Source organism: Chitinophaga sp. H8 (genome assembly GCF_040567655.1).
Classification (GTDB): Bacteria; Bacteroidota; Bacteroidia; order Chitinophagales; family Chitinophagaceae; genus Chitinophaga; species Chitinophaga defluvii.
On sequence record NZ_JBEXAC010000002.1, the window covers coordinates 1,150,985 to 1,166,030 of the forward strand.

General features: G+C 40.9%; 12 protein-coding genes. 8 read left to right on the plus strand and 4 right to left on the minus strand.

Annotation, left to right across the window (positions count from 1 at the left end; translation table 11 throughout):
- Nucleotides 1-218: 218 nt before the first annotated feature.
- The 5 genes from ABR189_RS18590 to ABR189_RS18610 all read left to right on the plus strand — a co-directional run bounded on the left by ABR189_RS18590 (nt 219) and on the right by ABR189_RS18610 (nt 8,888).
- Nucleotides 219-806 carry an RNA polymerase sigma factor gene (locus tag ABR189_RS18590; RefSeq protein WP_354661968.1) on the plus strand — a complete coding sequence of 196 codons (588 nt, stop codon included), beginning with the start codon at nt 219-221 and terminating at the stop codon, nt 804-806.
- A 214-nt stretch (nt 807-1,020) separates the two neighbouring features.
- Nucleotides 1,021-2,184 (plus strand): FecR family protein, encoded by a 1,164-nt coding sequence (locus ABR189_RS18595; RefSeq protein ID WP_354661969.1) that lies wholly within the window; start codon nt 1,021-1,023, stop codon nt 2,182-2,184.
- A 68-nt stretch (nt 2,185-2,252) separates the two neighbouring features.
- Nucleotides 2,253-5,843 (plus strand): SusC/RagA family TonB-linked outer membrane protein, encoded by a 3,591-nt coding sequence (locus ABR189_RS18600; RefSeq protein ID WP_354661970.1) that lies wholly within the window; start codon nt 2,253-2,255, stop codon nt 5,841-5,843.
- Nucleotides 5,844-5,864: 21 nt separating this feature from the next.
- Complete coding sequence (locus ABR189_RS18605; RefSeq protein WP_354661971.1) at nt 5,865-7,232, plus strand: RagB/SusD family nutrient uptake outer membrane protein; 1,368 nt, start codon at nt 5,865-5,867, stop codon at nt 7,230-7,232.
- 51 nt (nt 7,233-7,283) lie between these two features.
- Nucleotides 7,284-8,888 (plus strand): TlpA family protein disulfide reductase, encoded by a 1,605-nt coding sequence (locus ABR189_RS18610; protein ID WP_354661972.1) that lies wholly within the window; start codon nt 7,284-7,286, stop codon nt 8,886-8,888.
- A gap of 25 nt (nt 8,889-8,913) precedes the next feature.
- Here the strand turns inward: ABR189_RS18610 and ABR189_RS18615 are convergent, their stop codons facing one another.
- The 4 genes from ABR189_RS18615 to ABR189_RS18630 form a co-directional block, all read right to left on the minus strand.
- The gene (locus ABR189_RS18615) at nt 8,914-9,819 is read right to left on the minus strand and encodes a hypothetical protein (protein ID WP_354661973.1); all 906 of its coding nucleotides are present in this window, start codon (nt 9,817-9,819) and stop codon (nt 8,914-8,916) included.
- 215 nt (nt 9,820-10,034) lie between these two features.
- The gene (locus tag ABR189_RS18620; protein WP_354661974.1) at nt 10,035-10,319 is read right to left on the minus strand and encodes a hypothetical protein; all 285 of its coding nucleotides are present in this window, start codon (nt 10,317-10,319) and stop codon (nt 10,035-10,037) included.
- Nucleotides 10,320-10,380: 61 nt separating this feature from the next.
- Nucleotides 10,381-10,857 (minus strand): MauE/DoxX family redox-associated membrane protein, encoded by a 477-nt coding sequence (locus tag ABR189_RS18625; protein ID WP_354661975.1) that lies wholly within the window; start codon nt 10,855-10,857, stop codon nt 10,381-10,383.
- Nucleotides 10,858-11,059: 202 nt separating this feature from the next.
- Nucleotides 11,060-11,647: a Crp/Fnr family transcriptional regulator gene (locus ABR189_RS18630; RefSeq protein ID WP_354661976.1), complete on the minus strand. Its 588-nt coding sequence runs from the start codon at nt 11,645-11,647 to the stop codon at nt 11,060-11,062.
- 499 nt (nt 11,648-12,146) lie between these two features.
- On the opposite strand from ABR189_RS18630, the gene ABR189_RS18635 reads away from it, so the two are divergent.
- The 3 genes from ABR189_RS18635 (at nt 12,147) to ABR189_RS18645 (ending at nt 14,988) form a co-directional block, all read left to right on the plus strand.
- Nucleotides 12,147-13,418, plus strand: coding sequence for a hypothetical protein (locus ABR189_RS18635; RefSeq protein WP_354661977.1), 1,272 nt, complete (start codon nt 12,147-12,149; stop codon nt 13,416-13,418).
- Nucleotides 13,419-13,537: 119 nt separating this feature from the next.
- Nucleotides 13,538-14,389: an RteC domain-containing protein gene (locus tag ABR189_RS18640; RefSeq protein ID WP_354661978.1), complete on the plus strand. Its 852-nt coding sequence runs from the start codon at nt 13,538-13,540 to the stop codon at nt 14,387-14,389.
- A gap of 107 nt (nt 14,390-14,496) precedes the next feature.
- Complete coding sequence (locus tag ABR189_RS18645; protein ID WP_354661979.1) at nt 14,497-14,988, plus strand: hypothetical protein; 492 nt, start codon at nt 14,497-14,499, stop codon at nt 14,986-14,988.
- The last annotated feature ends 58 nt before the right edge of the window (nt 14,989-15,046 follow it).

Genomic DNA, 15,046 nt, shown 5'->3' on the forward strand with positions numbered 1-15,046 from the left:
ATTTGATTAAGTTAGGGCATAACACGAACGTGTTATATTCAAATTCTGAGTGTAATAAATTTACTTTTGAATGATCCTTTTATTTATGTTTGCGGAAAGGCTAACTAGCAATTCCCTCGAAATACCTCTTGATTGTCAGAACCACAGATTTGTTGAAAGAGTGAACAATAGTGAACGCAGTGAGCAGATTATTTCATTTGTCATAACAAGTTTTCTACATGGCCACCACGGATATCATACTCCCGGGCTTTTCAATTGATGCATTGAAGAATGGGGACCCAGCGGCATTTTCAATACTATTCAATAAGTTTTATCCCCACCTGTGCTTTTTTGCACAAAGCCTAGTTGAAGATAAGCAGGTTGCGGAGGAAATTGCCGAAGATGTCTTTGTAAAACTTTGGCAACGGCATTCCAAGTTTGAAAAGTTGCAGAATGTTAAAGCATTTCTGTATATCGCAACAAAGAATAGCTGCTTTGACCATCTGGACAGCCAGGCATACAAGAAGAAGCAACTACAAGAGTACAAGTACGAGGTGTCTGAAAGAGAGGATGAATCTAGCACGGCTATTATCCGAGAGGAAGTTTTGAGAAAAATTGCTGTCGCAATGGATCAGCTACCAGACCCGTATCGGCAGGTTATGACGATGACCTACGAAGGGTTAAAGAATAAGGAAATTGCCAAACAACTCAACATTACGGAAAGCGCGGTCAGCACCCAAAAGGCTCGTGGCTTGAACTTGCTACGGAAGCAGCTATCAAATAAAGAATATTTACTGGCGTTACTTATCCTGGATACTTGGTTATAGACTGATAATGTCGCCATTCCCTTCCCTATTTCTAGTCATGTGTTTGCGTCACTTTCTTGAACCTTCAGCACGATTTTAGAAAACGTAGTGATTTTCTGTGACATTTTGAATGTTCGACCGTTTTTATACTGGACTGAATGGAACCAACTACGGCGTCAAGTGACTGCATATCTGGCTACCGTAAAAATTCCATCAGATCATTGTAAAATCGGCGATGATGAAATTTGAACTCATAGATCGAGAGGACTATATCAGCGAACTCATAATCGGGCATCTGAACAATGATCTTTCTTCAGATCAGCAGCGTGATTTAGATGACTGGAGGAATCAGAGCCAAGAGCACGAGCAAGCCTTCAATCAACTGGCCCGTAAAGAAAGCCTGCACGAGCTGATAGCAAGGAGACAGGAGGTCCCCGTTTCGGTTCATTTGCAGAATGTATATACCAAAATTGAAAAGAGTAAGCGCAAGCTGAGTACTTCAAGAAGGTGGTTATACCTGGCCGCCGCGGCGGCAATTATTTCAGCATTACTATTAGTGCGTCTACCGCGACCGAAAGCACCTGATCTCGCTAACCGGATTCAAAAGGACGTGGCACCAGCAACACAGAAAGCGAAACTAATACTGGACAATGGAGAAGAAGTTGAACTGGCTGCAAACAAAGATTCTTCCTTTGCCATGAACCAGCTGCAGTTCAAGGTACAACAAGGTACTTTATCATATAAAGACGCTCAAAATATTCATTCGAACGTTTTCCTCAAAACCCCCAAAGGTGGGAACTATCACGTCACTCTTGATGATGGGACGAACGTATGGTTGAATTCTTCCTCCTCCATACGTTTTCCCACCCACTTTACAGGTAGTCGCGAGGTCTCCGTAACAGGAGAGGTTTACTTTGAAGTCGCGAAAAATGCCGACAAGCCATTCATCGTTCACGAAGGAAACAGACGGATCATCGTATTAGGTACTTCATTCAATATTCGGTCCTACCCCGAGGAGGTCTGGCAAACGTCGCTTGTGGAAGGGGCAGTAAAGGTGGAAACAGATGATAAAAACTACATTCTTAACCCAGGGAAAGCAGCAGTTATCACAACCGACGGAAAAACTAGGGTTGTTGTGGCAGATTTGCTCGCTGTTACCGCATGGAAGAATGGGCTGTTTATATTTAATAACTCAAGCCTTAAAGATGTGGCATCAGAGTTAAGCCGGTGGTATGACGTTGAGATACGATTTACAGATGGCGTTGGGGAATCCGCTAAATTCTTCAAAGGTGAGGTAGAACGAAATGTACCGATTTCCCAGGTGTTGGAATTGATCGAAATGACAGGAATTGCAAAGTTTACAATAAAAGACAGAGTCATTACCGCCTCACCATACTGACTCCCAGTTAAAAAACGAGAACGCACAGGAATTAACACTTAAATCAGCCAAAAATAGCATCACTATTTATGAAGTACTTTTTACTTGCACGAAAGCAGGTATGGTCAAGTATTGACTATATCGTACGCCGTCACTTCTTGGTACTCATATTTGCCATATGCATATATGAACCGAGTACCGCAAAGTCAATAAAAGAGCCTGTATTTACTTTGGAGATGAATCAGGCCCCTGTCGAAAAGGCATTTAAGGAAATTGAGCGGCAAAGCAGCTATCGCGTGCTTTATTATACGAATGTTCTAAAAACCGCACACACCGTTACCATATCTGTAAAAAACGTCTCCCTACAGACGGTATTAAATATCATCACTGATGGTCAGCCCTTTGACTACGAACTCAAAGGAAAACGAATCGTTCTGACACCCAAAAACAGTAATCCTCAAAAGCTACCGGTACAAGCAATAATCGATACCACTATTACTGTCACAGGTACTGTAAGTGATGAAAAAACTGGCCAGCCCCTGCAAGGAGTAACTGTACTTGTGAAAGGAACGCAAAATGGAGCGGTGACTGATCAGCAAGGGCATTTTACGTTTAAGAGTGTTTCTGGGCCAAAAACTCTTTTGCAAATCAGAAACATCGGATATGAAACACAGGAGATCTTAATCGGTAAAAGGACCAGTCTGGATATCACCTTAAGTCCTTCAATTAGCAGCATAAAAGAAATTTCGGTGATGAGCACCGGCTACCAGAGCATTCCAAAGGAAAGGGCAACGGGATCGTTCACACAAATTGACAATGCGCTCTTTAACAGATCGGTTTCGACAAATGTATTGGATAGGCTAGATGGTGTGGCAAGTGGCGTGAACTTTACAAAGAATATTCCACCAGGTGGAAATCAATCAACCATTACCATTCGCGGCATTAGTACGATTAATGCAAACTCCCAACCACTTATCGTGGTAGATGGTTTTCCTTACGAAGAAACATTAACTGGAAGTCAAAATATTCTGAACAACATCAATCCAAACGATATTCAAAGCATTACAATACTAAAAGATGCGGCCGCATCCAGTATATGGGGAGTCCGCGCAGGAAACGGTGTCATCGTCATTACAACAAAAAGGGGAACGTATAGGCAAAAAACGAAAATTCAGTTCAACTCAAATATTACATTTGGTCAAAGGCCCGACATATCAAATAAAACTGTCCCTGTCATATCCTCTAAAGATGAGATAGATTTGGAACAGACTATATTTAAAAATGGCTACTACCAGAATATCGAAAGTTACGCAACAATAGGGTACTTTTCATTGCTGCTACCGGATGCTGTTGAACTAATGATCCAAAACAGGGACGGTAAAATAAGTTCAGACGAGCTTAATTCACGGCTAAGCAAACTAAGTAATAACGATGTACGCAGTGATATTAATAAATATTTGCTACAAACTAGCATAAATCAGCAATATGCACTAAACGTTTCAGGAGGCTCAGAAAAATTTAACTACTATGGCTCCGTCGGGTATGACAAAAATCTGTCAAACACGGTCGGAAATACTTACAACAGACTCACGATAAGATTTGACAACACTTATCGTCCAATAAAAAATCTCGAAATAAACGGGTATATAGTTTATACGCAAAGCCAAAATATAAATAACGGCCTGAGCATTAACCAATTTCTGCCCGTTGGTACAGGTGTGGCAGCCTACAGTATGCTGGCAGGCAATTCAGGGAATTCTTTATCCATTCCTTTCGGACTGAGATCAGCCTATCTTGATACTGCATCTTATCCTGCTTTACTTGATTGGCATTTTCGCCCATTGGACGAAATAAAACTGAAAGACAATAAGTCCACTCAATTTGATAACAGACTTGGCGCTGAGCTTACCTACACCTTTATCCCTGGGCTGAGCGTTAATGCAAAGTATCAATACGAAAAAAATCTAACAATTAACAGAATATACAACGATCGGGATGCGTATTATACACGAAACATTATCAATAAGTTTATGTATAATGATCCAACGGGAAAGACAATCTATCCCGTTCCGTTGGGCGGGATTTTGCAACAGGGAGAAAATATACGCACAACCTGGAATTTTAGATCGCAATTGAACTTTAACCATTCCTGGAAAAATCACAACGTTATCGCGATTGCAGGAATTGAAACTAAACAGGCAACGAGCAATGGAAATAGTAGTCAAAAATATGGCTTTAATCTTGAAACAAATAGCTTCGCAAGAACAGTTGACTACAGTACTAATTACAATTTAAATCCGACACCATATGCCGGCACCTCTACTGTTTGGAATGACTTCGAAGCGATTACTGGAACCGTGAACCGTTATGTGAGCTACTACGGTAACGGCGCATACACTTTTAAGGAAAAATACATTTTATCCGCAAGCGGAAGAATTGACCACAGTAACTTCTTCGGAATACGAGCGAACCAGCGCAAAGTTCCTCTATGGTCAACCGGTATCGCTTGGAATATTTCAGAGGAGCCATTTTATAAAATAGCTTGGCTGCCTTATCTGAAAATAAGAGGCACCTATGGATACAATGGAAATACGAACAACAGTGCTACTGCCTATACTACAATTTCCTATGTCAGTTATCCAAGAATTTTCTCCTTTGACAATCCAAATTTCGCCACGATCGTGTCACCCCCCAACCCTGAATTAAGGTGGGAGAAAGTTCGGGTAGTCAATCTTGGATTAGATTTCAATTCGAAAAGAGATCGTTTCAGTGGATCATTAGACTTTTACCGAAAAACAGGACTTGATCTGATCGGACCTATAAAAACCGACCCCACAACTGGCGTCAGTGAATTTTCCGGAAATCGAGCGAATCTTATAACCAAAGGGGTTGATCTAGTCTTTAATAGTACCAACATTAACCAGGAGCTTAAATGGTTGACCAGCGTTCTATTTAGCTTCAATAAGAATAAAGTTTCATCCTACTTTTATGACTATAGTTCAGCTTCGTCGTACATTAGTGGGGCACCGATGATTGGCAGGCCACTTTATTCAGTACTGAGCTATAGAGCGGCAAGTCTTAATCCCAAAAACGGGGATCCGAGAGCCTACCTTGCGGATACAATTGCTGACTATAATACTGTAGGCTATGACGCAAGCCCAACCGACCTCCGTTTTAGTGGCTCACAGAATCCGACAATATTTGGGTCGATTAAAAATACATTCCACTATAAACGCTTTTCTCTATCAGCGAACATTACCTATAAATTTGGTTACTACTTTAGACGAAATTCTATCAACTACTCCAACCTACTTTCAGGGTGGGGCGGCAACACCGACTATCTACTACGATGGAAATCGCCTGGCGATGAAGGCAAAACGATGATTCCTTCATTACCTAGCATCAGCGACTATAATAGAGATTTCGTTCAACTAAATTCCAGTAACCTAGTTGAGAAGGGAGATCATGTCAGGTTGCAGGATGTAAGAGTAAGTTATAATTTCCAAAATCTATCGAAGAAGCCCCATCTGTCAAATGTGCAGTTGTACCTCTATCTCAATAATGTAGGCATACTTTGGCGGGCAAATAAATATAAAATAGATCCAGACTTCGTGTCCCCTGTGTATTATACAGTTCCACCAGGCCGTACTATTTCAGTGGGCTTTAATGCAAATTTTTAAGAGTCTCAAACTAAGCCACTCATGTATACAAATAAGGTAACGCCGTTTTACATAAAATTCTTTTTTTCACTCTCCATTATTTCTTACTTCTGCGCGACAGGATGGTTAGAGGTGAAGCCGGACACCAAGTTGGCAACGCCCACTACGCTGAAGGATTTCCAGTCATTGTTAGATAACGCATCAATAATGAATGGAAGTTGTCCAGGATTAGGAGAATACGCTTCGGATGGTCACTATTTAACAGATAATACATTTCAAACAGCAAGTAATATATTGAAAAACGCTTACACGTGGTCGCATGAATTTGTTTATCGGGAAGTAACTGACTGGACTACTCCGTACGCCCGTATATTCTATTGCAATGTTATACTTGAAGGACTGGAAAAAAGCGAAAAAAAAGAAGACGGTGAATATGACAAAGATAACATCAAAGGTCAAGCACTATTCCAACGGGCAAAGGCTTTATATGAACTTACCGAGATTTGGGCTCCGCCGTATGATCCGCATACTTCAAAAACGGTTTTAAGCATTCCACTTAAACTAAAGTCAGATATCAATGATGTAACGGTAAGAGCAACAGCATATGAGGTGCTAAATCAAATAATCAACGACTTGTCAGAAGCAAAAGGTCTTTTACCTCTTAATCAAACGTATGTTACGCGGGCATCAAAATCAGCCGCATTTGCGCTACTTGCAAGAATATACATAAGTCAAGAAGATTATGCGAATGCGGAAAAATACGCCGATTCATGTTTGCGACTCAATAGCCAGCTAGTCGACTACAACTCAATCAATGCGGAGCAGTCATATCCGATATCCCCAACCAATAATAATGAGATTCTATTTCACAGCATTTTAACCACGTGGGGTACGTCCATAAATTTCTTGATAGACCCAGCATTATACAAACTATATGATACAACCGACTTGCGACGGGATATCTTTTTCACTAAGAATCTCAATGGAGAAATACGCTACAAGGGATCCTATGATGGCCGCTATACATTTTTTAACGGCCTGGCAGTTGACGAAGTGTACCTAATAATGGCAGAATGTAGCGCGAGACTAGGAAAAGTTGCAACGGCGATCGACTATTTGAATAAACTACTACTAAAAAGACATAACAGCAATTTCACGCCTCTGACGGCCTCGACTCCAAATCAGGCTTTAGACCTAGTTCTAACTGAGAGGAGAAAGGAGCTACTATGCCGAGGATTGCGATGGTCTGATCTGAGGAGATTAAATAAGGACCCCCGGCTTGCGACAACCATACAGAGAGCGATTGCTCAGAACAAATACAGTCTAGAACCAGGTAGCTACAAATATACGTTCCCAATACCCGATGATGTCTTTCAATTGTCCAGGATAGAACAGAATCCAGGTTGGTAATCCTAAATCAAATGATATTTGACTTACCTAATTCTTCAATAAGAAAAGCCCATGAATTTACGCTTTATGAGAGTGTTCCGCCATGTCATAACGACTATCTCAACCCTCACTTTATTAGTCGTGGCTTCTAATAACCTTCACGGACAAAATGATAGCCACAAAAGCCCATACAACACCGTTATAGTCGGGGAATTGCCCGATACATTTAAGATTGTAGGTGTTGTAAAATATGACTACAACCAGTACAGAGGTTTGAGTATGTCATCAAGAAATACTTCACGCTTTGAAGTTCCCGTTAAGAACGGTAGGTTTACCTACAAGTTTCAAATAGATCACCCTATCTATTTACTATTTGACTGTGTACCGGCTAATTTTAGTGCCTTTAATGGGATGGGAAGTGCGTCATTTGATACAAACGGTCTACTAATAGAGCCTGGGGATAGCATTCATTTTGATGCAAGAGTGTCCCTTAAGGCGCAAACAGGATACCCAAGCGTAACTTTTTCCGGACGAGGTGCTGAAAAACATTGGTGTATTCAAGAGATCATTCGAAACACTGATTTATATAGGTGTCCTCTCGCTATCAGATATTATGGTGCATCACCACGCGAAGAGTTGGCTCTTTCAGATTCTGTTGCAAACATGATATCCAAAACCGCTGATATATTCAAGCATAAGCTATCGCCCGCAGTATTTTCATTAATCAAAGTACACTATATAAACTCCTTGTCAGAAGACGTGTCCGACATATTTATTCGGTCAGGATTTGACCTAAAGAAGAATAATGTTAAGCTCTTATATCGCCGGGAACTTGCCAGTCGCGAAGCACTCTTCCATACAAATGATAACAACCTGATCTATGGAAGTTCCTACGTCACGAATCCAATTGTTCAAAGAGCTCTATTAGATTATTCAATAAGTAAAAATATCGACTATCCTTTGACACAATTTGGGACGCACGAGTTGAGAACTAGCGAAGGGCCACAAAACTATAAAGCAGAATATTATCACGAGATTGCGAGGCGTATGCCAAGTGGCAGCCTAAAAAACAGGGTATTGTCAGATTTTATTGTTTATGTTATCAATAAAACTGGAGTAGACGCCGAAGTAAGGAAAATGGTGTCCGAATATCTGGCTTCTACTGATAGTAAAAGCTCATTTTATTCAGGTATTAAAGGGTTGAGTATGGAATTTGAAAGTCTAAAGGGCGCAAAAGCCTTTCCATTCGAACTGCCCGACACAACTGGGAAACTGCACAGCCAAAAGGATTTTATTGGCAAAGTAGTATTGCTTGATTTTATGTTCAATGGATGTGGCGGTTGTAGAGCTATGGTACCAACACTGACAATTGTGGAAGAACACTTTAGAAACAATAAGGCAGTTTCATTTATCTCGGTATCCATAGATACTGAAGTAGACGGGCAGTTCGGCTGGAAGACAGGTATTGGAAAATTCTCCGTAGCAAGTTCCCTTCAACTCAATCTTCGTCAAGGAGATAACAGCGCCATGTGTAAATACTATAACATCACAGGATATCCCACACTTGTACTTATAGGTAAAGATGGAAAAGTTCTAACCACACGTGCTTCAGATCCCCGTTATGACAATGGAAAAGGCCTAATAAAAATGATTGAGGAGGCCCTTGCTGCCAATTGAAACTCACCGAGCGTCGCGGCGGTCATTAAGGTTCAATGAAGATTTTATAAGTAGCATAGAAGTTTTTGCATAAAACGTATAAAGTTCTATTTCTGATCATGAATTCGTCAACCTTGTGACCGTTCAAAGTTGGAAGATGAAAACTTCCAATATATCTTCCGTTTCCTGTTTGATACACATCAAATGTAGAATTGTTGATAAAATTTCTATCAGTTTCATTGTCAGCCTTTAAATTGGATAGTACAAATAGATAACCTTCGTCAGTACTACTGCGCTCGTTTATTGTAATTGGTGGCACAAATGTTTCTCGAGTACCAACACTTACAGTGCGGGACGCCGCAGTAATATCTCCAGTACCAACAGTATCTATTGTTTTGCTTATATACTTCAGGTTAAGGTTGCTATCTAGGCAGTATATTTTGTTAGAATAATACTGAATGTAAATTGCCGAGCTATTGACGGAATCAAAATCTAACATCCCATCAGTCAAAAACATTTCACCTCTTGAATGGCCAAAAATATCAGCAACGGCCAGCATAGTGCCCGTCTTTAGGTCGACCTTTTGCAAATGCTGATATTTTGATGTTGAGTCAAATGCTCTTAGAATAAGAGCGCCTGGTGTAAATGGAGATACTCTCGTGAACAACGGCGCATCTAATTTGATCTTTTCAAACCCTGAAATTCTATCATTATTAATCCTACCTCGCATTAGTGTGGCGGAATTATTAATGAGAAAAAGGATATCACTGTCATTAACCACAATATTTACCGGCGGCTTAAGAGACTGTTGTAGTTGATCATCTATATCAATTCTAGTTAGCTTTTGCTCGCGGACACCAAACAAGGTATATTCAGCATTATTTCGTCCTGAGAGTATTACGGATGCATCACTAATTCCGCATATTGCTTCAGGCGAAAAGCCCAATTTCATGGTATTCAGATTTTTAAGCCGTATGTCAATCCAATTCCTCGAAAACCCGTTATTCCTTTCATTTGCAGACGGCGCAAATGAAATTATTGTAAATAATATGAGTAAGGCCGCGAAAAATGTCGACAACAAAAAAAACCAATGTTTCCTCCTCATCTTTCAAGAATTAACTGTGTATAATGAAAAAGGGGCACTTGATAAATAATGCCCCTTAAGATTCAATTCTGGAAGACAACTGCGACAATCTGCGTATGCGCCGCATTAAATTGGTAGCAGCAGAATTTGGCCGTTCCAGTGCAATCGTTCGGTACGTTTCCAGCCGGAGTTGAATTGATTGCAGGATCTATCGGCCTGGTGTGAGCTCCTGCAGGCGGTAACGGCGGAGTTACTGTAGCGCTGGTATAGCAATCTGCCACCGGATCCTTTTTATCAGTTGCAGCAAATGTCAAACATGCAGCCAGCAGGGCAACAACTAATGTGATGCCGAATCTTGATTTACGCATAATCTTTGTTTTTGTGGTTAATAGAATCGATTTAGTCCCTTTTTACAGAAAGAGTAACTGTCTATTGCAACAAAGAGTTTGTACCATATGTAGTTGTATTTACATTCACTCCCACCTCCGACCGTACTGAATTCTCCTTAGCTTGCAGGACTATTCCAATAAAGGAAAGAACAGTATATGCTGAGTTCAGCAGCAGATGATCATTCCAGGTTAGTTCTTCCAAGATTCCACCGCAACTGCATGGAACGTAATAACTGTAATGCAACATTGCCCATATATATCCGGTAAAGAGCACCATTAAAAAGAACGATGCATACAATCCCACTAATCTTGTATACCTGATGGTGAGCAATAAGACAACTATCAATTCAAATGCTGGCAGCGTATCAGATATTAAACCAGCAATTGGCTGAACAAAGGGTGACCTCCCTAACTGAAATCTGAATTCACTGTAGTTAAACAACTTGGTTAGTCCGGTATAAACGAACAGGATAGCAAGCAGCGAACAGATGATCTCTATAATGGCTCTTCTTTTCATTTCTCAGCAGAGTGAACGTGACCGACATTTTTTGTAGGCATGCTACATCTTTTGGTCACCACCTGAAGGTACAAGGAGTGGAATGTCGATTCCAAGCCGAAAAGTCAAAAAGTGAATTGACCTCTACAAATTTCCAACTTGACATAGATCAATTTTGAAATTGACATAAATGTTTGTCGGTAGAGGAATTAAATAGAAACACTTATCCCCTTCTTACGCGTGAAAGACTTTCTTGGGAAATAATTAGATAGGAGGCAATATCTTTTAAGCTGGTTTTCTGAAACAAGCCAGGATATTTTTCAAACAGCTTTTCATACCGTTGCTTGGCGTTGAGGCGTTGCAGGTCTCTCTGGAATGATGCAACGCGGTCAATATAATCTTCAGTGATAATGCGTGCCAGGTGTGAAGCCTCTGCAGGAAAGAGTGAGAACATTTGCATGATGTCCGCATAACTGTACTCTATTAGTACGCTTTCCTCAATTGTTTCCAGAAGGTCCTCACATGGAATTTGTCGAAAGAAACTCTGAAACATGCAGACAATCTCCCCCTCAAACCAATACCAACTGGTTTGGAACTCTGCCTTCTGATTATTATATATTGAGGTCCGAACAGTTCCTGATGCAATGAACCAGACATTTTTTGGTACGCTTCCTTCAGTATGAAGTATACGATTTTTAGGCCAGCGACCGATGCTTGCTTTCTCGGTTAAGAACTGGCTCAAACCAGGGGAGACTGGGTTTATGCTGGCCAGCTTTTCAATTAGCATATTAATAGAGCCTTCGGTATTCATCACTTTCTCATTTGGCAATTACACTCAGGACTGGATTAATTTTTTTATTTCAGAATCAGATAAGATAGGAACTAATTTCCTATTCAGCAATACCCGAAAAGTGGAAGGGATTGCCTGATCGTCGCCTTTCCCGTTAAAATGAAATCTTTTGATTTCAAATTCCGTGTAATCACCCAAGATATAATGGGTGTTTTCACGGGTACATTTTTGGTGAGCTACAGCTTGCATATTCCGGCAAATCTATATTATGTTTTGCTATGTGTTTGTGATGACCAGCGTCCTAAAACATAGATACTTCATATTCGTTTTTAAACCGACTAAGCACAATTAAATAAAATTTCATTAAATTAAGGTGCGGACATTACTGTTTAGAGAGTAAAATAGCCTATGGGAATTCACTAAGCTGCCAGTTGTAATGTTAAAAGATTTATTAGTAGACTTTGTAAAAAAGTAATAAATATCTCTTTAGCAGTAAGTCTATCACAAAAATCTGACTGGTATGCGATACGAATTATCCCGCCTTGATGCCTTCATAACGACGCTGCATCCGTCCACTGCACAGAAAGAATCCAATAAAGGTCAAATACGGGATTGGCTGAGATTCGTGCACGACCAGGTGATAACCATTCGGAGCAGTATGATTGATGAAGTGCTCAACACTCGTAACAGTAAGTTAAATGAGGGCTACGTACAGGCACATCAAAAGGGACTGATAAATCTATTGGACACCCTGCTGTCTTATATCGTGGTCGCCACCCGCAACCATTGTCGGCTGCTAGTGTTCCTATACAAAAAGATTTGCACTGAGCTTGATGGGCTGTTAATGCTAATAATAAAGCTGCTCAATAATTTTTTTGATGTAACGCTTCCCGTTCCTACCAGTTATGCAGTACTTGCACATCAGGAGCTTTCAGAACAATGGGAAGTTACTCGCAGCGCGTTACTAGACTTGGAGGAGCTGGACGGGACTCTGTTAGATATTGCCTCGAAGCCGCTTGAGGATTTCTTAAAAGACCCCCGTCAGAGAATTACTTATCAGCGCCTCAGCTATCTGCGGGATTTGACGGAGCAGATCGCTTCGGTATTAAATAAAGTTTCTACTGAAGAGGATAGCAGCAATTTTGAATATCTCTCCGTTATGCGGGATCTCTCAAAGGTTGGACTAATTGAACCCGCGATAAATGTCCATCTTCACATGCTTTTGATCTACATAAATCACAATAGCCGGGAATATGTCAATTTCTGTATCACCGCGCTACAGCAAAAGGTAGACGCAATGCCAGATATCAACTCCAAAATTTTACTACTAAGGATTTATTCCAAGTTGATGAGGCTGCTAAGGGTAAAGCCTCATAGCAGATTAGAGCCGGAGGAACATCGGGTCAACCGGCAGGTTTTGGATTTCATCGAAGGAGAGCTAGAGTTTGTTCAGATGGAAAACAATAACGGCACTGCTACGTCGGCTACTAATGAATTTTATAATGGAAATAATGTAACCACCGCGAAGAAGAAGATCGTTAATAAATTAAATACTTCTTTTGATGTCAGAGAGCTCGCACTACTTGCCCGACTGTTTAAGGACAGCAGCAAATTAAAGGATCACAATACCGATATTATGCGTTTTATTGCGCAACATTATACGACCGAAGGAGCGGAAGAACCGAGCTATGAAAGTATCTACAATAAATGGTTTAATCCCCGATCGTCCACAGCTCTATCCGTAAAGTATTTTCTCGATGAATGCATCAAGAACATTCGAAAGTGGCTGTAATCATAAATATTTTACTGGGTGGTACCACCCAGGTCCTATAGTAAAGGCAGTTGGTTGGAGTTATCTTCAGATTGATAGCGGCCGAAAAGGCCCAATGTATAACCCAAATCTGAGAAACTATGAACCAGCAACCCAAACAATGGCTGGCTGATCTCTCCGATCGGCTCGCCGCGTTACCCGCTGAGCAAGACAATCACTTGCATTATTTAACGCAGTGTATCCAACTCGTTCAACAGTCCATCCAGCAACTAAAGAGCTATATCACTACAGCCTCGTTTGAAGGGAAAAATGAAGAGATACAGTTTTTTAAAGAAATCAAACCTCAATTTGATGGCAAACTAATCTACTATACCAAACTTTTGACAATAGAACAAGAACTTCCCCAGGTATGCCGTCGGTCACAAAAACAATATTATCGTAGAAGAATCCAGGAGCTTGAATCTTTTTCCATCCACCACTCGGAATTCGTCTTTTATATGAATTTGGAGCTAACTAATCTGGATGATGCGTATTTTTTGCGAAATGGTAAAGCATCTCCACTGCGGTATGAAGGCATCCAATTTTTCTATGATCAACAGTTTCATGCACCAATGAGCTGGGCAATTGCTGAGTTTGTAGGCAACAATCTCCTTATATCCGAATTAAAATCCAGGCTCAAGTTACTACGTGCCTTCAAACAACCATCAGCCACCGTCTCGACAAAAGATGATGATTTGACCTGGACTGCCAACGTTACAGCTCTTGTGGAGTTAATCTATGCATTGGATGAACACGGTGTTTTTAACAACACAAAGGTCGGCATCAAAAGAATCGCGACGCTGTTTTCCAAAGTGTTCAATATACCTCTGGTGAATATCTATAAAATCTGGGAAAATATTCGTCTGCGGAAAAAGAGCCGAACCCCTTTCTTGCAAGCCCTGATCAACGGTCTGCTTCGCAGAATGGATCATGACGATGAATACGCACTTTAAAAAATTTCTATCCACCTGACAAAAACGGACAAAAATCGCTTTCCGCTAAGCGCATTTTTGCATTGTCAGCCGTTGAGAAACGGATTTTTCATCTAAATCACTTTTTTATGTTGGACGCCGGAGCCTGGAAGGGGTTTCTCATTGTGGCAGGTATTGGATGCGGAGTTTATTACGGGTACCTGTTATTTACAGGTAGGTTCGGACATCAACGCCGTCAGGCTGGTATTGCCGGTACCCGTGACAGCCGGACAAAGCGCACCTGGAGTGTCGCTGAGTCCCAGGAAATGGAGGATGAACCACCTGATCATGGAGATAACGAGTCTAATGATGTGCCCGATACTCCTGATGCGGAAGAGGTCAATCAATTGAATGCGCTGGAACAACTTGCGGATGATCTTCAAACAATCATTAGCGAACATCAGTCCGGAGATAAGGAAGGTCTGATGTACAGACTACAACAAGAGATATCCCGTTATCCGGTCCTTAACAAACCAGCTTTTCGGGCAGCGATTTCTAACCTTATCATCCGGGCAGCCAAAGAGGATTGCAGCCTAGTGGTCAGCCAGACCGAAGCTGATGCATTGTGGTCGCATTTTTAAAGAAATGCAATAGCACAATGGTTATTAATGGGTAATCTCTTTCCGATTACCTAATAAG

Excerpts from the sequence above, each read along its gene's own strand:
- ABR189_RS18590 (WP_354661968.1), top strand. The coding sequence starts at position 219 with ATGGCCACCACGGATATCATACTCCCGGGCTTTTCAATTGATGCATTG.
- ABR189_RS18595 (WP_354661969.1), top strand. The coding sequence starts at position 1,021 with ATGATGAAATTTGAACTCATAGATCGAGAGGACTATATCAGCGAACTC.
- ABR189_RS18600 (WP_354661970.1), top strand. The coding sequence starts at position 2,253 with ATGAAGTACTTTTTACTTGCACGAAAGCAGGTATGGTCAAGTATTGAC.
- ABR189_RS18605 (WP_354661971.1), top strand. The coding sequence starts at position 5,865 with ATGTATACAAATAAGGTAACGCCGTTTTACATAAAATTCTTTTTTTCA.
- ABR189_RS18610 (WP_354661972.1), top strand. The coding sequence starts at position 7,284 with ATGAATTTACGCTTTATGAGAGTGTTCCGCCATGTCATAACGACTATC.
- ABR189_RS18615 (WP_354661973.1), bottom strand. The coding sequence starts at position 9,819 with ATGAAATTGGGCTTTTCGCCTGAAGCAATATGCGGAATTAGTGATGCA.
- ABR189_RS18620 (WP_354661974.1), bottom strand. The coding sequence starts at position 10,319 with ATGCGTAAATCAAGATTCGGCATCACATTAGTTGTTGCCCTGCTGGCT.
- ABR189_RS18625 (WP_354661975.1), bottom strand. The coding sequence starts at position 10,857 with ATGAAAAGAAGAGCCATTATAGAGATCATCTGTTCGCTGCTTGCTATC.
- ABR189_RS18630 (WP_354661976.1), bottom strand. The coding sequence starts at position 11,647 with ATGAATACCGAAGGCTCTATTAATATGCTAATTGAAAAGCTGGCCAGC.
- ABR189_RS18635 (WP_354661977.1), top strand. The coding sequence starts at position 12,147 with ATGCGATACGAATTATCCCGCCTTGATGCCTTCATAACGACGCTGCAT.
- ABR189_RS18640 (WP_354661978.1), top strand. The coding sequence starts at position 13,538 with ATGAACCAGCAACCCAAACAATGGCTGGCTGATCTCTCCGATCGGCTC.
- ABR189_RS18645 (WP_354661979.1), top strand. The coding sequence starts at position 14,497 with ATGTTGGACGCCGGAGCCTGGAAGGGGTTTCTCATTGTGGCAGGTATT.